Annotated in this window: 20 protein-coding genes, 4 tRNA genes and 1 pseudogene; 2 read left to right on the top strand and 23 right to left on the bottom strand. The window is 64.3% G+C overall.

The window, feature by feature from the left end; all coding sequences use genetic code 11:
- Positions 1-46: 46 nt before the first annotated feature.
- From rpsG to METUNV2_RS0103140, 22 genes and pseudogenes are all read right to left on the bottom strand, one after another.
- Entirely contained in the window at positions 47-517 is a 471-nt protein-coding gene (rpsG, locus tag METUNV2_RS0103245; protein ID WP_018228078.1) for a 30S ribosomal protein S7, read from the bottom strand.
- Between the two features lie 25 nt (positions 518-542).
- A complete protein-coding gene (gene rpsL / locus METUNV2_RS0103240; protein ID WP_008061703.1) occupies positions 543-920 on the bottom strand; it encodes a 30S ribosomal protein S12 in 378 nt (125 codons plus the stop codon).
- Positions 921-1,112: 192 nt separating this feature from the next.
- A complete protein-coding gene (gene rpoC, locus METUNV2_RS0103235) occupies positions 1,113-5,318 on the bottom strand; it encodes a DNA-directed RNA polymerase subunit beta' (RefSeq protein ID WP_018228077.1) in 4,206 nt (1,401 codons plus the stop codon).
- 57 nt (positions 5,319-5,375) lie between these two features.
- A complete protein-coding gene (rpoB, locus tag METUNV2_RS0103230; protein ID WP_018228076.1) occupies positions 5,376-9,452 on the bottom strand; it encodes a DNA-directed RNA polymerase subunit beta in 4,077 nt (1,358 codons plus the stop codon).
- 343 nt (positions 9,453-9,795) lie between these two features.
- A complete protein-coding gene (rplL, locus tag METUNV2_RS0103225; protein ID WP_018228075.1) occupies positions 9,796-10,176 on the bottom strand; it encodes a 50S ribosomal protein L7/L12 in 381 nt (126 codons plus the stop codon).
- A 76-nt stretch (positions 10,177-10,252) separates the two neighbouring features.
- Entirely contained in the window at positions 10,253-10,783 is a 531-nt protein-coding gene (rplJ, locus tag METUNV2_RS0103220; protein ID WP_026187833.1) for a 50S ribosomal protein L10, read from the bottom strand.
- 258 nt (positions 10,784-11,041) lie between these two features.
- Positions 11,042-11,734: a 50S ribosomal protein L1 gene (gene rplA, locus METUNV2_RS0103215; RefSeq protein WP_018228073.1), complete on the bottom strand. Its 693-nt coding sequence runs from the start codon at positions 11,732-11,734 to the stop codon at positions 11,042-11,044.
- A gap of 2 nt (positions 11,735-11,736) precedes the next feature.
- Complete coding sequence (gene rplK, locus METUNV2_RS0103210) at positions 11,737-12,168, bottom strand: 50S ribosomal protein L11 (protein WP_018228072.1); 432 nt, start codon at positions 12,166-12,168, stop codon at positions 11,737-11,739.
- Positions 12,169-12,325: 157 nt separating this feature from the next.
- The gene (gene nusG, locus METUNV2_RS0103205; RefSeq protein WP_008061693.1) at positions 12,326-12,859 is read right to left on the bottom strand and encodes a transcription termination/antitermination protein NusG; all 534 of its coding nucleotides are present in this window, start codon (positions 12,857-12,859) and stop codon (positions 12,326-12,328) included.
- Entirely contained in the window at positions 12,856-13,209 is a 354-nt protein-coding gene (gene secE / locus METUNV2_RS0103200; RefSeq protein ID WP_008061692.1) for a preprotein translocase subunit SecE, read from the bottom strand. Before secE ends, nusG begins: the two co-directional genes overlap by 4 nt.
- Positions 13,210-13,264: 55 nt before the next feature.
- A tRNA-Trp gene (locus tag METUNV2_RS0103195) sits at positions 13,265-13,340 on the bottom strand.
- 45 nt (positions 13,341-13,385) lie between these two features.
- A pseudogene (gene tuf / locus METUNV2_RS18845) lies at positions 13,386-14,577 on the bottom strand (elongation factor Tu).
- Positions 14,578-14,655: 78 nt separating this feature from the next.
- Positions 14,656-14,730, bottom strand: a tRNA-Thr gene (locus METUNV2_RS0103185).
- 39 nt (positions 14,731-14,769) lie between these two features.
- A tRNA-Gly gene (locus tag METUNV2_RS0103180) sits at positions 14,770-14,843 on the bottom strand.
- Between the two features lie 100 nt (positions 14,844-14,943).
- Positions 14,944-15,028: transfer RNA gene (locus METUNV2_RS0103175), tRNA-Tyr, on the bottom strand.
- Between the two features lie 69 nt (positions 15,029-15,097).
- On the bottom strand, positions 15,098-15,778 hold the full coding sequence (gene bioD / locus METUNV2_RS0103170; RefSeq protein ID WP_018228071.1) for a dethiobiotin synthase: 681 nt from the start codon (positions 15,776-15,778) through the stop codon (positions 15,098-15,100).
- Positions 15,779-15,805: 27 nt separating this feature from the next.
- Complete coding sequence (locus METUNV2_RS0103165; protein WP_018228070.1) at positions 15,806-16,591, bottom strand: methyltransferase domain-containing protein; 786 nt, start codon at positions 16,589-16,591, stop codon at positions 15,806-15,808.
- Positions 16,588-17,361, bottom strand: a complete 774-nt coding sequence (locus tag METUNV2_RS0103160) for an alpha/beta fold hydrolase (RefSeq protein ID WP_018228069.1) — start codon at positions 17,359-17,361, stop codon at positions 16,588-16,590. The genes METUNV2_RS0103165 and METUNV2_RS0103160 overlap by 4 nt, the downstream gene beginning before the upstream one ends.
- Positions 17,354-18,508, bottom strand: coding sequence for an 8-amino-7-oxononanoate synthase (gene bioF, locus METUNV2_RS0103155; protein WP_018228068.1), 1,155 nt, complete (start codon positions 18,506-18,508; stop codon positions 17,354-17,356). Before bioF ends, METUNV2_RS0103160 begins: the two co-directional genes overlap by 8 nt.
- Positions 18,505-19,815 (bottom strand): adenosylmethionine--8-amino-7-oxononanoate transaminase, encoded by a 1,311-nt coding sequence (locus tag METUNV2_RS0103150; protein WP_081618503.1) that lies wholly within the window; start codon positions 19,813-19,815, stop codon positions 18,505-18,507. The genes bioF and METUNV2_RS0103150 overlap by 4 nt, the downstream gene beginning before the upstream one ends.
- A gap of 103 nt (positions 19,816-19,918) precedes the next feature.
- On the bottom strand, positions 19,919-21,313 hold the full coding sequence (locus METUNV2_RS0103145) for a dihydrolipoyl dehydrogenase (protein ID WP_018228066.1): 1,395 nt from the start codon (positions 21,311-21,313) through the stop codon (positions 19,919-19,921).
- 102 nt (positions 21,314-21,415) lie between these two features.
- A complete protein-coding gene (locus METUNV2_RS0103140) occupies positions 21,416-22,153 on the bottom strand; it encodes a glutathione peroxidase (protein ID WP_018228065.1) in 738 nt (245 codons plus the stop codon).
- 159 nt (positions 22,154-22,312) lie between these two features.
- Between METUNV2_RS0103140 and METUNV2_RS0103135 the strand changes: the two genes are divergently transcribed.
- Positions 22,313-23,281, top strand: a complete 969-nt coding sequence (locus tag METUNV2_RS0103135; RefSeq protein ID WP_018228064.1) for a hydrogen peroxide-inducible genes activator — start codon at positions 22,313-22,315, stop codon at positions 23,279-23,281.
- Entirely contained in the window at positions 23,278-23,751 is a 474-nt protein-coding gene (locus tag METUNV2_RS0103130) for a Dps family protein (protein WP_008061674.1), read from the top strand. Before METUNV2_RS0103135 ends, METUNV2_RS0103130 begins: the two co-directional genes overlap by 4 nt.
- A 51-nt stretch (positions 23,752-23,802) precedes the next feature.
- On the opposite strand, the gene METUNV2_RS0103125 is transcribed toward METUNV2_RS0103130, so the two are convergent.
- Complete coding sequence (locus METUNV2_RS0103125) at positions 23,803-25,734, bottom strand: LTA synthase family protein (RefSeq protein WP_018228063.1); 1,932 nt, start codon at positions 25,732-25,734, stop codon at positions 23,803-23,805.
- Positions 25,735-25,743: the final 9 nt, after the last annotated feature.

Below are 25,743 nucleotides of genomic sequence, written 5' to 3'. Positions count from 1 at the left end.
GAGGCCGCCACAAGTGGCGGCCAAGTCAATTAAGCAAATCTTTGAATCAGAAGCGGAAGTGCGAGAACGCCTTGTTCGCGTCAGCCATCCGGTGAACCTCGTCGCGCTTCTTCATCGCAGCGCCACGACCTTCGGAGGCCTCCAGCAGCTCGGCTGCCAGGCGCAGACCCATCGACTTCTCCGAACGCTTGCGGGCCGCTTCGCGCAGCCAGCGCATCGACAGCGCCATGCGACGAGACGGACGGACTTCCACCGGCACCTGGTAGTTGGCACCACCCACGCGGCGGCTCTTCACTTCCACAACCGGCTTCACGTTATTGATCGCCTGAGCAAACACCTCGAGCGGATCCTTGCCACTCTTGGCCTTGATCTGATCAAAGGCGCCATAAACGATGCGCTCCGCAACCGACTTCTTGCCGGCGGACATGAGCACATTGACAAACTTGGACAGGTCAACGCTGCCAAACTTCGGATCCGGCAGGATGTCCCGTTTCGGTACTTCGCGACGACGCGGCATATTCTTAACCCCTCAATCTCTGCTGTTACGCTTTCTTCGGACGCTTGGCGCCGTACTTCGAACGGGACTGCTTCCGGTCCTTCACACCCTGAAGATCCAGAGAACCGCGCACGATGTGATAACGGACACCCGGAAGATCCTTAACACGGCCGCCGCGAATCAGCACAACCGAGTGCTCCTGCAGGTTGTGACCCTCACCACCGATGTACGAAATCACTTCGAAACCGTTGGTCAGGCGAACCTTGGCGACCTTACGCAGCGCCGAGTTCGGCTTCTTCGGGGTCGTGGTGTAGACGCGGGTGCAGACACCACGCTTTTGCGGGCAAGCTTCGAGAGCCGGCACCTTGGACTTGCTTACCGGCGAAGTGCGCGGCTTGCGTACAAGCTGATTGATGGTTGGCATTTTTTCGAGATTCCAAAAGACCGGAGGCGACGCCTATCCAGTGGCCCGCCTCCGCGACTCGTTCGCCTCGGGCCCGCTACGGTTGGCGGACCCACAAAGAGGCCGGATTATAGGCACATAAAAACAATCGGGTCAACCCTGGGCACCTAGCCGGCTACCCTGGGCTGATCCGGACTGCAACACTCAGACTACTTACTGCTGCGCCTCGCCTGCATCGGCTTCGGCAGTCACCGGATCGTCGCCGAAAAGCAGGCGATCAGCGGCGGCGGCATCATCCCCGGACGTCTGGGCACGGCGGGTCCGGTGATAAGCCAGACCAGTACCGGCCGGAATCAGACGACCGACGATGACGTTTTCCTTCAGGCCGCGCAGCTCGTCGCGCTTGCCCATGATGGCCGCTTCGGTCAGCACGCGCGTCGTTTCCTGGAAGGAAGCGGCGGAGATGAACGAATCGGTAGACAGCGACGCCTTGGTGATACCGAGCAGCATGTACTGGTACTCGGCCGGACGCTTGCCTTCGGCAACCAGACGATCGTTCTCGTCCAGCACTTCCGAACGCTCGACCTGTTCCTCGCGAATGAACTTCGAATCACCCGCATCGACGATGACCACACGACGCAGCATCTGGCGGACGATCACCTCGATGTGCTTGTCGTTGATCTTCACGCCCTGCAGACGGTACACGTCCTGCACTTCGTCGATGATGTAGCGCGCCAGTTCCTCGACGCCCTTCAGACGCAGGATGTCGTGCGGTTCGACCGCGCCGTCGACGATCACTTCGCCCTTGTTCACCACCTGACCGTCGTGCACGGTGACGTGCTTGTCCTTCGGGATCAGGAACTCATTCACCGTGCCATCCGGCTCAGTGATGACCAGACGCTGCTTGCCCTTGGTGTCCTTGCCGAACGACACCGTACCGGTGACTTCGGCCAGCAGACCGGCGTCCTTCGGCGAACGGGCTTCGAACAGCTCGGCCACGCGCGGCAGACCCCCGGTAATGTCGCGGGTCTTTGCCGATTCTTGCGGGATGCGGGCCAGCACGTCACCCACCGAAACTGCCTGACCATCCTTCACCGTGATGATGCAGCCCACCTGGAAGGTGATGGACACAGGCGTATCGGTGCCAGCGATCTTCACCTCGTCGCCCGACTCGGTCAGCAGCTTCACCTGCGGGCGCAGGCCCTTGGTGCTGGTGCTGCGACGCTTCGGGTCGATAACCACCAGCGTCGTAAGGCCGGTCACGTCATCGACCTGCTTTGCCACGGTCACGCCTTCTTCGACGTGTTCGAAGCGCACGATGCCCGAGTACTCGGTAATGATGGGGCGGGTATGCGGATCCCAGGTCGCCAGGCCAGTACCGGCTTTGATGGTCTGACCTTCGTCGACCTGCAGCGTCGCACCGTACGGCACCTTGTGACGCTCACGCTCGCGGCCATGATCATCGGTAATGATGATTTCGGCGCTGCGGGCGATGACGATCTTTTCGTTCTTTGCGCTGGTGACATAGCGCATGTTCTGCGTGAAGCGGATGACACCTGCGCTCTTCGCTTCGACGCCACTGGCTGCTGCGGCTCGCGACGCGGCACCACCGACGTGGAAGGTACGCATGGTCAGCTGCGTGCCCGGTTCGCCGATCGACTGCGCAGCGATCACGCCCACCGCCTCGCCGGCATTCACGATCTGGCCACGGCCGAGATCGCGGCCATAGCACTGGGCGCACAGGCCGTAGCGGGTTTCGCAGGTCAGCGGCGTACGCACCTTCACCTCATCGACGCCGAGCGAATCCATCAGGTCACAACGGTCTTCGTCGATCAGCTCGCCGGCGAAAATCACGGTTTCCTGGGTTTCAGGATTGACGACGTCAGCCGCAGTAACGCGACCCAGCACGCGCTCGCGCAGCGGCTCGATCACTTCACCGCCTTCGACCAGCGCCTTCATCACGAAGCCTTCGGACGTGCCGCAATCGTCCTCGGTGACCACCAGATCCTGGGTCACGTCGACCAGACGACGGGTCAGGTAACCGGAGTTCGCGGTCTTCAGCGCCGTATCGGCCAGACCCTTACGGGCACCGTGCGTCGAGATGAAGTACTGCAGAACGTTCAGACCTTCGCGGAAGTTGGTCGTGATCGGCGTTTCGATGATGGAGCCATCCGGCTTCGCCATCAGGCCCCGCATACCGGCCAGCTGACGGATCTGGGCAGCGGAACCGCGGGCGCCGGAGTCGGCCATCATGTAGATGGAGTTGAACGACTCCTGCTTCACCGTATTGCCGTTGCGGTCGACGGTGTCTTCCTGACCGAGCTGGTCCATCATCGCCTTCGCGACCTGGTCACCGGCACGACCCCAGATATCCACCACCTTGTTGTAGCGCTCGCCGTCGGTCACCAGACCGGAGGTGTACTGCTGGGCGATTTCCTTCACTTCCGCTTCGGCCGCACCGATGATGGTGTGCTTGGCGTCCGGCACCAGCATGTCCTTCACCGCGATCGAGATACCGGCGCGGGTAGCCAGACCGAAGCCCGACTGCATCAGCTTGTCGGCGAAGATGACGGTTTCACGCAGGCCGCAGCGACGGAAGCTGTGGTTCACCAGCTTCGAGATTTCCTTCTTCTTCAGCGGCTTGTCGAGCACCGAGAACGGCAGGCCCGGCGGCAGGATTTCCGCCAGCATGGCGCGACCGACCGTGGTGTCGTAACGCGTGATCTTCTCGCGCTTCTCACCGTCGACGACCTCAACTTCGCGGATGCGCACCGACACCTTCGAGTGCAGCTCGACGAAACCGTTTTCGTAGGCGCGACGCATTTCGTTCACGTTCGCGAACATCATGCCCTCGCCCTTGCCATTGATCTTGGCGCGGGTGGCGTAGTACAGACCCAGCACGATGTCCTGCGACGGCACGATGATCGGCTCGCCGTTGGCGGGCGACAGCACGTTGTTCGATGCCAGCATCAGCGTGCGCGCTTCCATCTGCGCTTCCAGCGACAGCGGCACGTGGACGGCCATCTGGTCACCGTCGAAGTCGGCGTTGAACGCCACGCAGACCAGCGGGTGCAGCTGAATGGCCTTGCCTTCGATCAGGGTCGGTTCGAACGCCTGGATGCCGAGACGGTGCAGCGTCGGCGCGCGGTTCAGCATGACCGGATGTTCGCGGATCACCTCTTCGAGGATGTCCCACACCTCCGGCACTTCCTGCTCGACCAGCTTCTTGGCGGCCTTGATGGTGGTCGCCATGCCGTTCAGTTCGAGCTTGTTGAAGATGAAGGGCTTGAACAGCTCGAGCGCCATCTTCTTCGGCAGGCCGCACTGGTGCAGCTTGAGCTGCGGACCGACCACGATGACCGAACGGCCGGAGTAGTCGACGCGCTTGCCCAGCAGGTTCTGACGGAAACGACCGCCCTTGCCCTTGATCATGTCGGCCAGCGACTTCAGCGGGCGCTTGTTGGCGCCGGTCATCGCCTTGCCGCGACGGCCGTTGTCGAGCAGCGAATCCACCGCTTCCTGCAGCATGCGCTTTTCGTTGCGCACGATGATTTCAGGCGCCTTCAGCTCGAGCAGACGCTTCAGACGGTTGTTGCGGTTAATGACGCGGCGGTACAGGTCGTTCAGATCCGAGGTCGCGAAGCGGCCACCGTCCAGCGGCACCAGCGGACGCAGGTCCGGCGGCAGCACCGGCAGCACTTCCAGAATCATCCACTCGGGCTTGATGCCCGAATGCTGGAAGCCTTCCAGAATCTTCAGACGCTTGGAAATCTTCTTCATCTTCGCTTCGGAGCTGGTGGCTTCCAGCTCGCCGCGAAGCTTCTCGACTTCACGGTTCAGGTCGAGCGAACGCAGCATGCCGCGCACGCCTTCCGCACCCATGAACGCGGTGAAATCGTCGCCGTACTCTTCGACCTTGGCCAGGTAGTCGTCTTCCGACAGCAGCTGACCGCGGTTCAGCGGGGTCATGCCCGGGTCGACGACGACATAGCCTTCGAAGTACAGCACGCGCTCGATGTCGCGCAGCGTCATGTCGAGCACCATGCCCAGACGCGACGGCAGCGACTTCAGGAACCAGATGTGCGCGGTCGGGCTGGCCAGCTCGATGTGGCCCATGCGCTCGCGACGCACCTTGGACAGCGTGACTTCAACGCCGCACTTCTCGCAGATGACACCGCGGTGCTTCAGGCGCTTGTACTTGCCGCACAGGCACTCGTAATCCTTGACCGGGCCGAAGATCTTGGCGCAGAACAGACCATCCCGCTCCGGCTTGAAGGTGCGGTAGTTGATGGTTTCCGGCTTCTTGACTTCGCCGTAGGACCAGGAACGGATCTTGTCCGGCGACGCGAGACCGATGGTGATCGCGTCGAACTCTTCTTCCTGCGTGACCTGCTTGAAAAGATCCAGCAATGCTTTCATGGCAACTCCTTTGGGGCTAGTGGCTAGGGGCTAGGCGGAACGCTTTCGCGCCCAGTCCTAGAACCGCTCCAAATCAATGTCGATGGCCAGAGACCGGATTTCCTTCACCAGCACGTTGAACGACTCCGGCATGCCGGCATCGATCTTGTGCTCGCCCTTGACGATGTTTTCATAGACCTTGGTACGGCCGGTCACGTCATCGGACTTCACGGTGAGCATTTCCTGCAGCGTGTAGGAGGCGCCGTACGCTTCCAGCGCCCACACTTCCATTTCACCGAAACGCTGACCACCGAACTGCGCCTTGCCGCCCAGCGGCTGCTGGGTCACCAGCGAGTACGGGCCGGTCGAACGGGCGTGCATCTTGTCGTCGACAAGGTGGTGCAGCTTCAGCACGTGCATGTAGCCCACGGTGACCTGGCGTTCGAACGCCTCGCCGGTGCGGCCGTCGTACAGCGTCATCTGGCCGCCCGAAGGCATGTCAGCCAGTTCCAGCATGCGACGGATTTCGGCTTCGTGCGCACCGTCGAACACCGGCGTCGCGAACGGCACGCCGAACTTCAGGTTGCTGGCCAGTTCCATCACTTCACCGTCGTTCAGCGAACCGATGTCCTCGGCGCTGCCGCTGCGGTTGTAGATCTCGTCGAGGAAACCGCGCAGCTCGGCGATATTGGCCTGACGGCGCAGCATGGCATCGATCTTCTTGCCCAGACCACGCGCGGCCATGCCGAGGTGGGTTTCCAGGATCTGACCGATGTTCATCCGCGACGGCACGCCCAGCGGGTTCAGCACGATGTCGACCGAGGTGCCGTCTTCCATGTAGGGCATGTCTTCGATCGGCGTGATCTTGGACACCACACCCTTGTTGCCGTGACGGCCGGCCATCTTGTCACCCGGCTGCAGGCGACGCTTCACCGCCAGATAGACCTTGACCATCTTCTGCACGCCCGGCGGCAGTTCATCGCCCTGGGTGAGCTTCTTCTTCTTCAGCTCGAAGGCGAGATCGAAGTCGGTGCGGGTCTTTTCCAGCGATTCGCGCAGGCTTTCCAGCTGCGCCGCGATGTCCTCTTCGGCCATGCGGATGTCGAACCAGCTGTGCGGCTCGACGCCGTCCAGGTATTCACGCGTGATGGTCGCGCCCTTGGCCAGACGCTTCGGGCCGCCGTTGGCGACGCGACCGATCAGCAGGCGCTCGATACGGGCGAAGGTGTCGCGCTCGACGATGCGCATCTGGTCGCCCAGATCCTGGCGGTAGCCGCGCAGCATGTCGTCGATGATGGACTGCGCGCGCTTGTCGCGCTCGATGCCTTCGCGGGTGAACACCTGCACGTCGATCACCGTGCCGTTCATGCCGGAGGGCACGCGCAGCGAGGTGTCCTTCACGTCCGAAGCCTTCTCGCCGAAGATGGCGCGCAGCAGCTTCTCTTCCGGGGTCAGCTGGGTTTCGCCCTTCGGCGTCACCTTGCCCACCAGCACGTCACCGGCTTCGACCTCGGCACCGATGTACACGATGCCGGATTCGTCGAGACGGCCGAGCTGGGCTTCACCGAGCGACGCGATGTCGCGGGTGATTTCCTCAGGGCCCAGCTTGGTGTCACGCGCGACCACGGTCAGCTCTTCGATGTGGATCGACGTGAAGCGGTCTTCGGCGACGACGCGCTCGGACAGCAGGATCGAATCTTCGAAGTTGTAGCCGTTCCACGGCATGAACGCGACCAGCATGTTCTGGCCAAGCGCCAGTTCGCCGAGGTCGGTCGAGGCGCCGTCGGCCACCACGTCGCCCTTGGCGATGATGTCGCCGATCTTCACGACCGGACGCTGGTTGATGTTGGTGTTCTGATTCGAACGGGTGTACTTGACCAGGTTGTAGATATCGACGCCGACTTCACCCGGCACCGTTTCCTCGTCGTTGACACGGACCACGACGCGGCTGGCATCGACGTAGTCGACCACACCGCCGCGCAGTGCCTGCACCGCCGTACCCGAGTCGACCGCCACGGTGCGCTCGATGCCGGTACCGACGAAGGCCTTTTCCGGACGCAGGCAGGGCACGGCCTGACGCTGCATGTTGGCGCCCATCAGCGCACGGTTCGCATCATCGTGTTCCAGGAACGGAATCAGCGATGCAGCGACCGACACGATCTGACCCGGCGCGATGTCCATGTACTGGACCTGGTCCGGCGTCGACAGCTGGAATTCACCCTTGTGACGGCAGGACACCAGTTCGTCGCTCAGCGCGCCTTCGCCATCCAGCGAAGCGTTCGCCTGGGCGATCACGTACTTGCCTTCTTCGATCGCCGACAGGAAGTCGATCTGCTCGGTCACATGACCGGCATCCACGCGGCGGTACGGCGTCTCAAGGAAACCGTACTTGTTGGTGCGGGCATACAGCGCAAGCGAGTTGATCAGACCGATGTTCGGGCCTTCCGGCGTTTCGATCGGGCACACGCGGCCATAGTGAGTCGGATGCACGTCGCGCACTTCGAAGCCTGCGCGCTCGCGGGTCAGACCGCCCGGGCCCAGTGCGGACACGCGACGCTTGTGCGTGATTTCCGACAGCGGGTTGGTCTGGTCCATGAACTGCGACAGCTGGCTGGAACCGAAGAACTCCTTGATCGCGGCCGAAATCGGCTTGGCATTGATCAGGTCATGCGGCATCAGGTTGTCGGACTCTGCCTGCGACAGGCGTTCCTTCACCGCACGCTCGACACGCACCAGACCTGCGCGGAACTGGTTCTCGGCCAGTTCGCCGACCGAACGCACGCGACGGTTGCCGAGGTGATCGATATCGTCGATCTCACCCTTGCCGTTGCGCAGGTCCACCAGGATGCGAATGACATCGACGATGTCGTCATTCGAAAGCGTGGCCGCGCCCTCGATCTCGTCACGACCGACGCGACGGTTGAACTTCATGCGGCCGACCGCCGACAGGTCGTAGCGCTCTTCCGAGTAGAACAGACCGTGGAACAGCGTTTCCACCGCGTCTTCCGTGGGCGGCTCGCCCGGACGCATCATGCGGTAGATGGCCACGCGCGCCGACCACTGGTCAGCGGTTTCGTCAGTGCGCAGCGTCTGCGAAATGTAGGGGCCGCGATCCAGATCGTTGGTGTACAGCGTAGTGATGTCGCCGACACCGGCCGCCGACAGCTTGGCCAGCAGGTCTTCGGTGATTTCGTCGTTGGCGTTGGCCAGGATTTCGCCGCTGTCCTGATCGACGATCTGGGTGGCAATGACGCGGCCGACCAGGAAATCTTCCGGCACGACGATGGATTCGGTGCCCGATTCCGCCAGTTCACGGATGTGCTTGGCAGTGATGCGCTTGTCCTTGGCGACCACAACCTTGCCGGACTTGTCGACGATGTCGAACTTGGCGATTTCGCCGCGCAGGCGTTCCGGCATCAGCTTCATTGCGATGCCGCCCTTGCCGGACAGATTGAAGCCGTCGAAATCGAAGAAGGTCGCCAGGATCTGTTCCGGCGTCATGCCGATCGCCTTCAGCAGGATGGTCACCGGCATCTTGCGGCGACGGTCCACGCGGAAGTACAGGTAGTCCTTCGGATCGAATTCGAAATCGAGCCAGGAGCCGCGGTACGGAATGATGCGGGCCGAGAACAGCAGCTTGCCAGAGCTGTGGGTCTTGCCGCGATCGTGTTCGAAGAACACGCCGGGCGAACGGTGCAGCTGGCTCACGATGACACGCTCGGTGCCATTGATGACGAAGGAACCGGTGGTGGTCATGAGCGGAATTTCGCCCATGTACACTTCCTGCTCCTTCACTTCCTTGATGGTTTCCTTCGGCGCTTCGCGGTCCATGATGACCAGGCGCACGCGCGCGCGCAGCGGGCTGGCAAAAGTCAGACCGCGCTGATGACATTCCTTCACGTCGAAGGCCGGCTCGCCCAGCATGTAGTGGACGAACTCGAGGCGGGCATTGCCGGAGTGCGAAACGATCGGGAAGATCGACGTAAAGGCAGCCTGCAGGCCCTGGTTGCGACGATGCTCGAGCGGCACGTCGGTCTGCAGGAACTGGGTGTAGGACTCCAGCTGGGTCGCCAGCAGGAAAGGCACGTCGAGCACCGCATCGCGTTTCGCAAAGCTTTTGCGAATGCGCTTCTTCTCGGTGTAGGTATAGGCCATGAAATCTCCGGACAAAGAGTGCGATGGCCGGGGAAAACGGATCGTGCGCCACCCGGCGCCCGCCCCGTGTTTCACCACGGAATGCAATCAGGACAGCGTGACCGGCGGTTGGCCGCTACCAACCCCTGGCTGACAGCGAAAGCGCGGGTTGAACACCCGAGGCGGGACTTTCGCTCGACCGGTGACGGTCTTCCGTGATCGCTTCGGAAGACAAGGAAAAAGCAGTTCATGACTGCGTTTTCCTGGTATTCCCAGGCGTTTTCGTCTGTTCCTGCCGTCCCCTCTGAAACGACAACGGGAGCGCGTGCCCGAAAGCACGCACTCCCGCGGGACCAGAGTCGAATTACTTCAGTTCGACCTTGGCGCCAGCTTCTTCCAGCTGCTTCTTCAGCGCTTCGGCGTCAGCCTTGGCGATGCCTTCCTTGACCGGCTTCGGAGCGCCGTCAACCAGGTCCTTCGCTTCCTTCAGGCCGAGGCCGGTGGCAGCGCGAACGACCTTGATGACTTCAACCTTCTTCTCGCCGGCAGCGGCCAGAACGACGGTGAATTCGGTCTTCTCTTCAGCAGCCGGGGCAGCGGCGCCAGCGGCAGCCGGGGCGGCCACGGCAACAGCGGCAGCAGCCGACACGCCGAACTTCTCTTCCATGTCCTTGATCAGTTGCGACAGTTCGAGAACCGACATCGCCGAGATCGCGTCGAGGATTTCTTCCTTGCTAACAGCCATTTCTATACTCCTGATTCATGCGCGACACAGGGTACGCGCGGATGGTTTACCTGATCTGCAGGGTGATGCTGAAAACTTATGCGGACTGCTTTTCGCGTTCGTCGCGCAGCGCCGCAACGGTCCGGACAAACTTGCCCGGAACTTCGTTGAGGGTCTGAACGAACTTGGCGATCGGCGCCTGCATCGTGCCCAGAAGGGTGGCGAGCAGCTGTTCGCGGCTCGGCATCGTGGCCAGCGCCTTGACGCCATTGGCGTCCATGACGTGATTGGCCAGTGCACCACCACGAATCACCAGCTTGTCGTTGCTCTTGGCGAATTCCTGAATGACCTTCGCGGCCGAAACCGGATCGGCCGACATGCCGTAAAGCAGCGGACCAGTCATTTCCTTCGCCAACCCCTCGAAAGGGGTGCCCGCAACAGCGCGACGTGCCAGCGTGTTCTTCAGAACACGCAGATACACACCCTGTGCACGAGCCTGAGCACGCAAGCGGGTCACATCGCCCACTTCCAGACCTTTGTTCTCGGCGATCACGATTACCTGTGCGTCCGCAACTGCGGCGGACGCGTCGGCAACCACTTCCTTCTTCTGATCGAGATTGAGTGCCAAGGTCTTGCTCCCATGATTACAGTCGTCCATCCGGCATCGCTGCCTTCCGGATCAACCACTTGCGGCGACCGTATCAGGAGAGAAAACGTCCTTTCGGACACCATCCATCCTGTGTCGGGTAACGCCATCTGCGCAGGCGGCACTTGCATGCCATTAGACCCTTGCGGGCACCTGCGGTCTTTGACAACCCGCTGCGCCTTACTGGCCGCAGCAGCCCAAAGTACTGTTGTCAAACGCCCGGAAAACCGGGCGTGAAAATTACTGCACCGTTGCCTGATCGACGCGGATGCCCACGCCCATGGTGGTCGTTACCGACACCTTGCGCAGGTAGACACCCTTGGCGGCTGCCGGACGCGCCTTGTTCAGCGCTTCGATCAGAGCCTTGATGTTGGTCGTCAGCTGTTCCGGGGTGAAGGAGGCACGACCCACGGTGCACTGAACGATGCCGCCCTTGTCGGTGCGGTACTGCACCTGACCGGCCTTGGCGTTCTTCACCGCGGTGGTGACGTCCATGGTCACGGTGCCGACCTTCGGGTTCGGCATCAGGCCACGCGGACCGAGAATCTGACCCAGCGCGCCGACGACACGCATCGCGTCCGGGGTGGCGATCGCCACGTCGAAGTTCAGATTACCTTCCTTGACCTGGGCAGCCAGATCGTCGAAACCGACCACGTCGGCGCCAGCGGCCTTGGCTTCTTCAGCCTTGGCGCCCTGGGCAAACACGGCCACGCGCACGCTCTTGCCGGTACCGGCAGGCAGCACGACCGAGCCACGGACCAGCTGGTCCGACTTCTTCGCGTCGATGCCCAGATTCACGGCCAGATCGACCGACTCGTCGAACTTGGCGTTGGCGGTTTCCTTGACCAGCACCAGCGCGTCGGCCAGCGGGTATGCGCGGTTGCGATCAACCTTGGCGCGCAGCGCCTGAATGCGCTTCGAGAGCTTTGCCATGATTACAGGCCCTCCACCGTGATGCCCATGCTGCGGGCAGAACCGGCGATCGTGCGCACAGCGGCATCCAGATCGGCAGCGGTCAGATCCTTGTTCTTCACCTTCGCGATTTCTTCAAGCTGGGCGCGGGTGACCTTACCCACCTTGTCGGTGTGCGGCTTCGGCGAACCCTTGGTGATGCCAGCAGCCTTCTTGATCAGGATGGTCGCCGGGGGCGACTTCATCACGAAGGTGAAGGACTTGTCCGCGTAGGCGGTGATCACCACCGGGATCGGAAGACCCGGTTCCATGCCCTGGGTCTGCGCGTTGAACGCCTTGCAGAACTCCATGATGTTCAGGCCGCGCTGACCGAGCGCGGGGCCGATCGGGGGCGACGGATTCGCCTTGCCGGCCGGCACTTGCAGCTTCACGTAGCCGACGATTTTCTTCGCCATGATGACTCCAGTTGCGAGTGATAGCGTGACCGCACCCCGAGAAAGAGGCCGGATCACTCCTCATCCGGCGCCGCGGCGCCGGAAAGCAATCGCGCGGTACCACCCGAGGCGGTACCGCGCACCAGACAGCGCCAGAGGCGCCGCCAAATTCTTCAGATCAGACCTTCTCGACCTGGGAAAACTCGAGTTCGACCGGTGTTGCTCGACCGAAAATGGTCACCGACACATGCAGGCGACTCTTTTCGTAATTGACGCTTTCGACCGAACCATTGAAGTCGGTGAAGGGGCCTTCCTTGACCCGCACCAGCTCACCCACCTCGAACAGCACCTTCGGACGGGGCTTCTCCACCCCTTCCTGCATCTGCTGCATGATCTTGTCGACTTCCTTCTCGGAAATCGGCGTCGGCTTGTTGGCGGAACCGCCGACAAATCCGGTCACTTTCGGCGTGCTCTTGACGAGGTGCCAGCTGTCCTCGTCCATGTCCATCTCGACCAGCACATAGCCCGGAAAGAACTTGCGCTCGGACACGGCCTTTTGGCCACCACGCATTTCGATCACTTCCTCGACCGGCACCAGGATCTGGCCGAACTTGTCCTGCATGCCCGAGCGCGCAATGCGCTCGGTCAGCGCACGCTGAACCGACTTCTCGAAGCCGGAGTAGGCGTGAACAACGTACCAACGCTTGCTCATGATTTCTTCCAGCCCAGGATGAGGTCGTACAACACCCACTCGAGGCTCTTGTCGGTGACCCACAGGAACACCGCCATCACCACGACGAAACCGAACACAATGGCGGTCGTCTGCAAGGTTTCCTTGCGACTCGGCCAAGCCACCTTCTTCGCCTCAGCCACCGACTCGTTCGCAAAAACGATGAAGCGGCGACCGGGCTCGGTGTACCAAGCAACCGCAACGCCCGCCGCCAGACCCGCGACCACGGACAGGACGCGAACCACCATGATCTGGTCGGAAAGAACGTAAAAGCCGGCCACGCCCGCCACAAGCAGAGCAATGGCCAGCGCAAACTTCAGCTGGTCGGTCATGAATATCCGGAAGTGCGCACGCACTCCGCAAAATTACCCGGCTAGGCCACCGGAGTGGCAGGGGCAGAGGGAATCGAACCCCCAACCTTCGGTTTTGGAGACCGACGCTCTGCCAATTGAGCTATGCCCCTGCAAAACACGAACCGGGCTGCTCACGCAACCCGGGGTACGGCAACTTACTCGACGATCTTGGCAACCACGCCGGCGCCGACGGTGCGACCACCTTCGCGGATCGCGAAGCGCAGACCTTCTTCCATCGCGATCGGGGCGATCAGCTTCACCGTGATCGAAACGTTGTCACCCGGCATCACCATCTCGGTGCCTTCCGGCAGATCGATCGCGCCAGTCACGTCCGTCGTGCGGAAGTAGAACTGCGGGCGATAACCGTTGAAGAACGGGGTGTGACGACCACCTTCATCCTTCGACAGCACGTAGATCTCGGCCGTGAAGTGGGTGTGCGGCTTGATCGAACCCGGCTTGGCCAGCACCTGACCACGCTCAACGTCTTCACGCTTGGTGCCGCGCAGCAGCACGCCCACGTTGTCACCTGCCTGGCCCTGATCCAGCAGCTTGCGGAACATTTCCACGCCGGTGCAGGTGGTCTTCACCGTCGGCTTGATACCGACGATTTCGATTTCTTCACCAACCTTCACGATGCCGCGTTCGATACGGCCGGTCACCACGGTGCCACGACCCGAGATCGAGAACACGTCTTCGATCGGCATCAGGAAGGCCCCATCCACCGCGCGCTCCGGCGTCGGGATGTAGCTGTCCAGCGCATCGGCCAGCGCCAGGATCGCGCCTTTCGCCCAGGTCGGTCTTGTCACCTTCCAGCGCCTTCAGAGCCGAGCCCTTGACGATGGGCACGTCATCACCCGGGAAGTCGTACTTCGACAGCAGTTCGCGCACTTCCATTTCGACCAGTTCGAGCAGCTCGGCGTCGTCGACCATGTCGCACTTGTTCAGGAACACCACGATGTACGGCACGCCAACCTGACGGGCCAGCAGGATGTGCTCGCGGGTCTGCGGCATCGGGCCGTCAGCAGCCGAACACACCAGAATCGCGCCGTCCATCTGCGCAGCACCGGTAATCATGTTCTTCACGTAGTCAGCGTGACCCGGGCAATCAACGTGAGCGTAGTGGCGGGTGGCCGTCTCGTACTCAACGTGCGCGGTGTTGATCGTGATACCACGCGCCTTCTCTTCCGGCGCCGCATCAATCTGATCGTAGGCCTTCGCCTCACCACCGAACTTCGACGACAGAATCGTCGTGATCGCCGCCGTCAGCGTCGTCTTGCCATGGTCAACGTGACCAATCGTGCCCACGTTCACGTGCGGCTTGGTGCGCTCAAACTTTCCCTTTGCCATTTTCGATCACCCTGGTTGCTTGATAGAGATCTGCTGACACCCTTGCTCGTCACCAGGATGCCGCACGCAATGAATTGGTGGTGCCCATGGGCAGGATTGAACTGCCGACCTCTCCCTTACCAAGGGAGTGCTCTGCCACTGAGCTACATGGGCACTGAAACTGCTTTTTTGCCCGGACACACGCCCGGACCGTGGAGCGGGAGACGGGAATCGAACCCGCGTCATTAGCTTGGAAGGCTAAGGTTCTACCATTGAACTACTCCCGCCAAACCACTCCCTACCACTGCACCGCCGCGCCAGGCGCTCGCGATGCATTACATCTTTTGCCACCGCATTTCGCCGTCTTCACAACCACTCAACTGGGAGTGGTGGAGGGGGAAGGATTCGAACCTTCGAAGGCAGAGCCGTCAGATTTACAGTCTGATCCCTTTGACCGCTCGGGAACCCCTCCGGCGACCAGCGAAACCCGCGATTATGGTGAGGGTTTCCTGTGCTGTCAAACCCCTCAACAAAAAATTCATCAAGAGACTGTCAGCAACGGCTGGATGTCGAGGAGTCGAGACGCAGTTTGCGCGTCGGCTCCCGACAGCCGCGGAATTATGCCAAGAAATGGCGCGTTGAGGCGAACTTTCAACGCAAAAATCGTCGCATCCTGTTCCAGCATGCCATCGGGCTGGCAATTCGCGACCCATCCGGCCAGCGTCAGTCCGCGGCTCCGGATCGCCTCGGCGGTCAGCAGTGCGTGACTGATGCACCCAAGCCGCAGTCCAACCACCAGCACTACAGGCGCGCCGATATCGATGGCGAGATCGGCGGTCGTCCAGTCATCGCCCAGCGGGACGACGAAGCCGCCAACACCTTCCACCACCACGTGCGCCGCCTGCCGGCGCAGCTGGGACAGCGCATCCAGCACGACATCACGCGCAATGGATCGCCCTTCGCGTTCGGCTGCGACGTGCGGGGCCAGAGGGCGTTCGAACAGATAGGGATTGGTCAGCGCGCTCGGCTGCGCCATGCCGCTTGCCTGCGCCAGCGCGTCGGCGTCCTCGTTGTGCAGGCGTCCGTCGGCATGCCGTTCGGCACCGGAAGCGACCGGCTTCATGCCGACTGCCGCGATGCCCTGCGCGCGCAGGGCGTGCAGCAGCGCGCACGACACCAGTGTCTTGCCTATGCCGGTATCCGTGCCGGCGACGAAATGCACGCGTGCTTCAGTCACATCGTTCTCCAGTTACTCTGCAGCGGTCGCGATCACCCACGCAAGCCGGTAGCTCAGCGGCAGGCCGTCAGGCGTGCGCATCGCTTCAAGTCGCGCGAGCACCGTCTGCAAGGCGGTACGCCCCAGCACCGCGCGCCGCCCGCCCTCCGGCACCCGGGATGCACCGATGTCTCGATTAGACTGCAGCAAGGCGCGCGCATCGGCGAAATGCTCGGTTTCGGTGCTCATCTGCATCCGCTCGATGCGCAGGCCCGCGCCGATCAGGGCGGCTTCCAGATCGCCGGCGGACGGAAAGGCGATCACGTGCCGGTGCGCATCCAGTCCGTGGAAGGCCTGATCGATCTCACCCAGGGTACCGGTCAGTACGGTGCTGAATGCCAGTCTGCCGCCGCGAGCCAGTACACGACGACATTCGGGCAACGCCACGTCGAGTGCACACCACTGCAGCATCAGGCTGGAGAACACCAGATCAAAACAGCCGTCTGCGAACGGAAGGCGATGCGCATCGGCGCACACGCGGGGCACACCCATGCCCGCCTGATGGGCCGCCAGCATGCCGATGGAAAAATCCGCCGCGATCAGTCCGGACGGCGCGCAGCGCGCCTGCAGGCCTGCATTCGCGAAACCGGTGCCGCACCCGAGATCGAGCGCCCGCGTGATCCGCTGTCCGGACGGCAGGCGTTCGAGCAGACCGTCGCACACCCGGCGCTGCAGGGCGGCCGCACCGGCGTACCGCGACGCCGCGCGTGAAAAGGCGACGCGCACACCGGCGTCGCCCAGCGAAGCACGGTCGCTCATGCCACGCCCCCATCGCGCCCGCCGACCAGCCAGCGCGCAAGGCGGTCGGCCGCCTCCGGCCTCCAGGGCAGATGGGCGGCGCCGGGCACCGGCATCCATGCCGCGCCGGCCTGCTCGGCGGCAGCGCGCGCGGCGCCGGCCGCGATCACCTGATCCTGTTCGCCATGCAGCAGCGCAACCGGGCATTCAAGCTGGTTCAGCGCAGCCCGCTCGTCGCGCTGGCTGAGCCAGTCCAGCGACGCGACCAGCGCGTCGTCGGTCGGCGGCAGGTCATCGACCCAGGCAGCCAGTGTCGCACGCACGCTCCGCGCATCGCTGTCGCCCAGCGCCGCCAGCGCGGCAAAGCGGGTGCGGGTTTTCCGCGCGTCCTCACGCACGCCGTCGGCAAAGGCATGGAAACGTTCTTCCGCCATGCCCAGCGGCCAGTCCGCGGCCTGCATGAAGCGCGGCGAAGCGCCCACCAGCGCCAGCCTGCGCACCGGCGCTCTCGCGGCCCAGGCGATCGCCAGCAGCCCGCCCAGCGACCAACCGACCAAGCTGTCCGCATCCGGCACGGTGGAGGCCAGCAGATCGACGCAGGCATCGAAATCCGCACAGCGGCGGTCGCGGTTCAAGCCATAGCCCGGAAGATCCGGCAGCACCACCTGCGCGTGGGCGGACAGCGCTTCGGCCAGCGGTGCGAGCACGCGGCTGTCCCAGCCCCAGCCATGGATCAGGGCCACCACCGGCCCGCGCTCGCCGAGCCGTCGCACACGCAGCGCCTCAGTCATCCGACGCCTCCTGCAGCGCGGAACACAGCGCATCCAGGTCAGCCTCGGAGTGAGCCGCACTGAGCGAAATGCGCAGGCGCGCGCTGCCGGCGGGCACGGTGGGCGGACGGATGGCCGGCATCCACAGGCCGCGCTGTCGCAGCGCCGCCGACAGCGCCAGCACTTCGGCGTTGCCGCCCACCACGACCGGCTGGATGGCGGTGTCCGACGGCAGCAGCGGCCAGCGCAACGTGGAGGCGGCAGCGGCCAGCGTCGCGCGGTGGCTCGCCAGCCGGGCACGCAGCGCGTCGCCCGCCTCGATCAGACGCAGGCTAGCCTGCAGCGCACAGGCCAGCGCCGGCGGTGCGGCCGTGGTGTAGCGGTAGCTGCGGCCGGTCTGCATCAGCCATTCGATGGCGTCGCCGTCGCCCGCGACGAAGGCGCCGGCCACGCCGGCCGCCTTGCCCAGCGTGCCGATATACACGATGCGTGGCGACGCGAGTCCGAAGTGAGACAGCACGCCGCGTCCCTGCGCGCCCAGCACGCCAAAGCCGTGCGCGTCATCCACCACCAGCAGCGCGTCATGACGCTCGCACAGCGCCAGCAGTCCGGGCAGCGGCGCGATGTCGCCGTCCATGCTGAACACGCCGTCGACCACCACCACCTTGCGGCCGTCGGCGGATGCCAGCGCGCGTTCGAAGGCGTTGAGATCGCCATGCGGCACGCGACGCACGGTGGCGCGCGACAGCAGCGCGGCATCCACCAGCGAGGCGTGATTCAGACGGTCCGCGATCACGGTGTCGCCGCGGCCGGCCAGCGCCGGGATCACCGCGAGATTGGCCATGTAGCCGGTCGAGAAGAACAGCGCGCGCGGCAGGCCGGTGAAGCGGGCGAAAGCCTGTTCCAGTTCTTCATGCGGCCGCTGATGCCCGCTCACCAGATGCGACGCACCGGCGCCGGCGCCCCAGCGGGCCGCGCCCTCGCGCAGTGCCTCGACCACCTCCGGATGAGCGGCCAGGCCAAGGTAATCGTTGCCGGCAAACGACAGCAGGCGTCGGCCATCCACCTCGGCGTGCGGTCCGCAGGGGGCGTCCAGCACCGCGCGCGTGCGCAGCAGATCCTGTTCGGCCAGCGCCGCCAGGCGGGCACGGAAATCCAGCGCGCTCATGCCAGTGCTGCGTCCAGTGCGGCCAGCGCGCGCTCGGCCAGCACCGAGGTCTGATCCGGGTCGAGGATGTAGGGCGGCATGAAGTAGAGCGTGTTGCCGATCGGCCGCAGCAGCACTTCGCGCGCCAGCGCGGCGCGGTAGTAGCGACGGCTGAAATCGGCGTGCGGCGTGTCGATGTCGGCTGCCCAGATCATGCCGGCACGGCGGAAGCGGCTGACCGACGCGTGCGCGGCCAGCGGCGCCAGCGCATCGGTGAAGTGATCGCCCCAGACGCGGTTGCGCGCCAGGATGTCCAGCGCATCGAACAGTTCCAGCGTTGCGAGCGCGGCACGACAGGCCAGCGGATTGCCGGTGTAGGAATGCGAATGCAGGAAGCCGCGCGCCATCGTGTCGTCGAGGAAGGCGGTGTAGATGTCAGGCCGGCTCAGCACCAGCGACAGCGGCAGCGTGCCGCCGGTGATGCCTTTCGACAGGCAGATGAAATCCGGCCAGCCCTCGCCATCGGCGTCCAGCGACTGTTCGCAGGCGAAGAAGGTGCCGGTGCGGCCGCAGCCCACTGCGATCTCGTCCGCGATCAGATGCACCCGGTGGCGGTCGCACAGCGCGCGCACCTCGGCCAGCCAGCGCGCGTCGTGCATGGCAAAGCCGCCGGCGCACTGCACCCGCGGCTCGACGATGAGGGCAGCGATGCGCGCGTGGTGGGCGTCGAGAAACGCGGCGAGGTCGGCCAGCGCCTGCTGCGGGTTCTCTCCGGCCGGGCTGGGCAGCACATGCGCCCCGCGCACCATGGGTGCGTAGGCGTCGCGGAACAGCGCCACGTCGGTGACCGCCAGCGCGCCCACGGTTTCGCCGTGATAGCTGCCGGCGAAACAGATGAATTCGTTCTTGCCGGTCTGCCCGCAGTTGCGCCAGTAGTGCAGCGACATCTTCAGCGCGATTTCGGTGGCCGATGCGCCATCCGAGGCATAGAAGGCGTGACCGAGACGGCCGCCGGTGAGCGCCGACAGGCGCTCCGACAGCGCGACCACCGGCTCGTGCGTGAAGCCCGCGAGCATCACGTGGTCCAGCGTGTCGAGCTGGTCGCGCAGCGCCTGCACGATGTGCGGATGACTGTGGCCGAACAGATTGGTCCACCACGAACTGATGCCATCGAGGTAGCGCTGGCCGTCCGGGCCGTACAGCCACGCGCCCTGCGCGCGGCTCACCGCGAGCAGCGGCAGCGACTGGTCGGCATGCCACTGCATCTGGGAGCACGGATGCCAGACGGCGGCGAGGCTGCGGGAAACGAGGGAATCTGGTGCGGACACGAGCGAATACCGGCTGCACCCCTGCACAGCGGCAAGGGCATCGAGGCCGGTATTCTAGCGCCCGTCCGGCCGGTCGTCCTGACCGGCCGGACGGGTCACCGGCTCAGGCGGCCGCCAGCTTCGCCGCCGCGTCGCGCAGTGCGGTGCGCAGGCCTTCTTCCACCACCGGGTGGTAAAAGGGCATTTCGAGCGCGCGCTGCACCGTCATGCCGGACTGCATGGCCCAGGCCAGCAGGTGCGCGAGATGCTCGACATCCGGCCCCATCATTTCGCAGCCCAGCAGGCGACCGCTGCCCCTCTCCGCATACACGTGCAGCAGCCCCTTGTTGCGGAGCATGACCCGCGAACGCCCCTGGTCCTCGAACGACACCTCGCCGGTGACGAAGCTGTCCGGCGCGAGGTCGGCGAAACGCCTGCCCACGGTCGCCAGCTGCGGGTCGGAGAACACCACCGCGATCGGCTCGCGACGCAGACCTGGCTGGACATCCGGGAAACGCACCGCGTTCTCGCCGGCGATCCGGCCTTCGTCCGCCGCCTCGTGCAGCAGGGGCAGATCGTTGTTCGCGTCGCCGGCGATGAAGATGTGGCTGCCGCCGCACTGCATTGTCGTGCGGTCGAATTCAGGCACCCCGTTATCGGCCCGCTTCACCGTCGTGTTCTCCAGCCCGAGGTTCTTCACATTGGGCGTGCGGCCGGTCGCGGCAATCACCCACTGAAAGTGCGTACTCACCACGCCTTCGCCCGCCTGTTCGCGCAAGATGGTCACGCCGTCCGGATCTTCTTCGATCGACACGACCCGCGCATCGGCGTGCAGCGGAAACTCGGCAGAGAAGGCACGGGTCGCGTAGGTCTTGAGCGCCGGATCGGAAAACGGTCCGACGAAATGACCGCGACCGAACACCTCGACCCGCACACCCAGCCGGTGCAGCGCCTGCCCCAGTTCAAGGCCGATCACGCCCGGACCGAACACCGCCACCGATTCCGGCAGATCGGTCCAGTCGAACACATCGTCGTTCACGATGAGCCGCTTGCCGGCTGCCTTCAGCATCGGCGGAACGGCCGGCGACGAACCGGTGGCGATGACCGCGCGGCCGAAGGTGACCACGGTATGGCCATCCACCTGCAGGCTGTGATCGTCGAGGAAGGACGCGTAGCCGCGCAGCTTGTGCTCGGCCGGAATGCCGTCGACGCCGCCCACCACGAAACCGACGAAGCGATCCCGTTCGCTGCGCACGCGCGCCATCACCGCCGCACCGTCGATGCGTACGCTGCCTTCCAGCCGGATGCCGAAGGCGTCCCACTTTTCGGTCGCGTGCGCAGCCTCGGCGGCCGCGATCAGCAGCTTGCTCGGCATGCAGCCGACGCGGGCGCAGGTGGTGCCGTAGGGGCCGCCTTCGATGATGACGGCCGACTTGCCGCCGGCAATGGCGGCACGGTAGGCGGCGAGGCCGGCAGTACCGGCGCCGATCACCGCCACATCCACGATCATTTCCTTCATTGCGTGCTCCCCTTCATTCGATGAACGATCAGGTCTGCGCACCCTGCGGTGCGCACGCCTGATCGCACGGCGGCCGGAGCCGCCGTACGCTGGATCAGGCGCTTACTTCGCGGCGATCCACTGTTCCAGATCTTCCCAACCGCCAATCCGTTCGCCATTGACGAACACCTGGGGCACCGTCTTCGCGCTGGCAATGGCGCCCAGGGCACGCGAGCGATCGGTGTGCGGCAGATTGATCTCGGCGTAGCGGTAGCCACGCTCAGCCAGCAGTGCCTTGGCCTTGGCGCAGAACGGGCAGCCTTCGCGGGTCAGGATGGCCACCTGGTCCGGCTTCTTCGCATCCGGGTTGATGAAGTTCAGCATCGTGTCCGCATCCGACACCTTGAACGGGTCACCCGGTTCCTGCGGCTCGATGAACATCTTGTTCACCACGCCATCCTTCACCAGCATCGAGTAGCGCCAGCTACGCTTGCCGAAGCCCAGATCGGCCTTGTCGACCAGCATGCCCATACCTTCGGTGAATGCGCCATTGCCGTCGGGAACCAGGGTCACATTGTCGACTTCCTGGTCTTTGGCCCACTCGTTCATCACGAAAGTGTCATTGACCGACACGCACAGGATGGCGTCGACGCCGTTGGCGAAGAAGGCCGGTGCCAGCTCGTTGTAGCGCGGCAGGTGGGTGGACGAGCAAGTCGGCGTGAAGGCGCCGGGCAGCGAGAACACCACCACGGTCTTGCCCTTGAACAGTTCGTCGGTGGTGACATTCGTCCACTCGTTGTTTTCACGGACGCGGAAAGTGACGTTCGGCACGCGCTGGCCTTCGCGGTTATTCAGGCTCATGTGAAGCTCCTTTCGTTGAGGTGTCGGAAAAATCTTCTGATGCGCGGCTGAAACCGTGTGTCGCGCATCGATGGAACGCATTCTGGCCACCGGCCGAAAAACGGTCCAATGGATTAAAATGATCCTGTAAATCGATTTTTTCGATCAAAGGAGCGCATTATGGTCAATGCCCTGCCCTCACTGCGCCAGCTGCGCTATCTGGTCGCGGTATCCGACAAGCTCAATTTCACCCAGGCGGCGGAGTCCTGCTTCGTCACCCAGTCCACGCTGTCGTCCGGCATCAAGGAACTGGAAACCACGCTCGGCACGCGACTGGTCGAACGCGAACGGCATTCGGTCATGATGACGCCGGTCGGCATCGAGGTCGTGGCACGCGCCCGCCGGCTGCTGGCCGAAGCGGAAGACCTGGCCGAATGGGCGGGCAACGCCGACCGGCCGATGAGCGGCCTGCTGCGCCTGGGCGTCATCCCGACCATCGCGCCCTTCCTGCTGCCCTCGGTACTGCCGTCGGTGCGCGAGCAGTATCCGGAACTGCGGATCGCGCTGCGCGAAGATCTCACCGCGCATCTGCTGAACCGCCTGAATGCCGGCCAGATCGACTTCGCGCTGATCGCCCTGCCTTACGACACCGGCAAGCTGCAGGTGCAGCCGCTGTTCGACGAAGAACTGCTGCTGGTGGCGCCAGCCGGCCGCGAAGCCGACATGCCGCGCGACATCGGCAAGCTCGATCCGGAGGCGCTGCTGCTGCTGGAAGAAGGGCACTGCCTGCGCGGCCACACGCTGGGTGGCTGCCGGCTGGACGAGCCGCGCAGCACCGGCATGGAAGCCACCAGCCTGTTCACGCTGGCGCAAATGGTGGACAGCGGCCTGGGCATGGCGCTGCTGCCGGAAATGACGCTGGCGTCGGGGCTGCTGGGGTCGATGAAACTGGTCGCGCACCGCTTTGCCGAACCGCGCCCGCGCCGTACCATCGCTCTGGTGGCGCGCAGTTCGAACGCACGCCAGGTGTGCTTCGAACGACTGGGCGCGCTGATCGCCAGCCGCGCTCCGGGACAGCCGCCTGCGGAACCGGGCACGGCGTCCGGCACTCACACCGATGTCCGTACAACGAAGGGAGCGAAGACATGAGCACGATCAACATCGGCATTCCCGAAGACCAGCGTCGCGCCATCGCCGACGGCCTGTCGCGCCTGCTGGCCGACACCTACACGCTGTACCTGACCACGCACAACTTCCACTGGAACGTGACCGGCCCGATGTTCAACACGCTGCACCTGATGTTCGAGGGGCAGTACACCGAACTGGCGCTGGCGGTCGATCTGGTGGCCGAGCGCATCCGCGCGCTGGGCTATCCGGCGCCCGGCACCTATTCGGCCTACGCGAAACTCACCTCGATCAAGGAACCGGACGGCGTGCCCTCGGCCAGCGACATGATCCGCCAGCTGGTGGCCGGCCAGGAAACCGTGGTGCGCACCGCGCGCAGCATTTTCCCGGTGGTGGACGAAGCGCACGACGAGCCGACCGCTGACCTGCTGACCCAACGCATGCAGATCCACGAAAAGAACGCGTGGATGCTGCGCAGCCTGCTCGAGAACTGATCCGGCGGGCGCCGGACCGGCAAGAAAAAGGCGGCCTGCGGGCCGCCTTTTTCATTGTGTCGCCACAGCGGCGCTGCCCATCTGCAAGCGCCCCTGCTTGAACGCCATCGCCGCGGTCTGGTAGTAGGCGATCGCCTCCTTCACTCGCGTCGGGTCGGGCTCGGCCGGCGTCGATTCCAGCGTCTGCGGATCGATGCGCCAGGCCTTCACCACGCGCCGCGGCGACAGCACGGTCAGCAGGTCGCCGCGCAGATAGCCCAGATCCTGGTAGTTCGAAATGAAGGCGCGGTCCAGCGACGGCGTGTCCTCGAAGAAGGAGCGGCCGAAGAAGTGGTCATCGCCGCGCTTTTTCATCACCTCCAGCAGCGTGGGCGCCAGATCGATCTGGCTCACCCGGTCGGTGTAGACGCCCGGCTTCAGCAGCGCCGGCGCGTAGAACACCAGCGGAATGCGGTACTTCGCCACTGGCAGACGGGTCTTGCCTGCGACCGACGCGCAGTGGTCGGCGACGAACACGAACAGCGTGTCGTCGAACCAGGGCTGCTTCTTCGCGTCGCGGATGAACTGGCCGATCGCCCAGTCGGTGTACTTCACCGCACCGTGCCGGCCGCCCGGTGACGGAATGTCGATGCGGCCGTCCGGATAGGTGTAGGGCCGGTGGTTCGACGTGGTCATGAGCTGGGCGAAGAAGGGCTTGCCGGCCGCCGCCTTCTCGTTCATCGCCGCCAGCGCGTTGGCGTACAGCGACTCGTCGGCCACGCCCCAGACGTTCTCGAATGCGATGCTGTCCTTCGGAAAGTCGGTCCGGTCCACGATCAGGTAGTCGTTGCCCCGGAAATAGCTGTTCATGTTGTCGAAGTAGCCATAGCCGCCGTAGATGAACATGGGCACCACGCCCTGCGGCGCGAGGATTTCCCCCACGGTGGACAGATGGTTGTTGTGGGTGCGCCGCACGATGGCCTGGCCGGGGACCGGCGGCGTGCCCAGCGACAGCGCCTCCAGCCCGCGCACGGTGCGGGTACCGGTGGCGTACACATTGGCGAAGCGCAGGCCTTCGGCGGCCAGGCGGTCCAGTTCAGGCGTCAGGCCCTCCTTCGCGCCATAGGCGCCGACGTATTCCGCCGACAGGCTTTCTATCGTCACCAGCACCACATTGCGCGGACGGCGCGAGAAGGGCACGACATCGCCCGGTTCGTCGTCCATCGCGCTCGGCCTATCGTCCGCTGTCAGCGGCAGGCGCTCGACATGCAGTCCGGCCAGGATGTCGTCCGCCTCCTCCTGCGGCAGCGTGGCGTACCAGCGGCCGTAATCCAGCTCGTTGCGCCGCATCGCGGCGGCGAAGGTGAACAGGCCATTGCCCGCCACTTCGTCCGCCAGCGCGTCGCCGCTGCCTTCCATCTGTTCGATTTCGGCCAGCCGGTCGGCCGCCAGCGGCAGCAGCAGCGCTGCCGCCAGCATCGCCAGGCGTGCGCGGCCGCTGCGCGGCGCGTCTGCAAAGCGCACGATGCGGCTCACGCCCCAGCAGAGCGCGCCCGCCAGCAGCGCGATGCCGCCCAGCAGCCGACCGACCGGATAGGACTCCAGGATGTTGCCGATCACTTCCTGCGTATAGACCAGATAGTCCACCGCGATGAAGTTGAAGCGGGTCGAGAACTCCTCCCAGAACACCGCCTCCGACAGCGCGCCGAACAGCAGCAGCGCGATCACGCCGCCGAGCGCAACCCAGCGCAGCCGGCCGAATGCGGTGCTGCCCCGCAGGCGGGCCGGCAGCAGCGCCGACAGCAGCAGCATTGGCGACAGCACCCAGGCCAGCGTGGCCAGATCGAACCACAGTCCGCGCACGAACACATGGCCGGCGTGGCTGGCGCCGGCAGCCAGCCACAGGCCGGCACGCAGCAGCGTCCAGATGAGCAGTGCGGCGAGCGCGGCGACGGTCAGCCAGGGCAGGGTTGAACGGGAGGACGGCGTGGCGGATGTGGGCATCGGACAGGA

It is taken from the genome of Methyloversatilis universalis EHg5, from assembly GCF_000378945.1.
Lineage (GTDB): Bacteria > Pseudomonadota > Gammaproteobacteria > Burkholderiales > Rhodocyclaceae > Methyloversatilis > Methyloversatilis universalis_A.
This window is presented reverse-complemented; position numbering and strand designations above follow the sequence as displayed.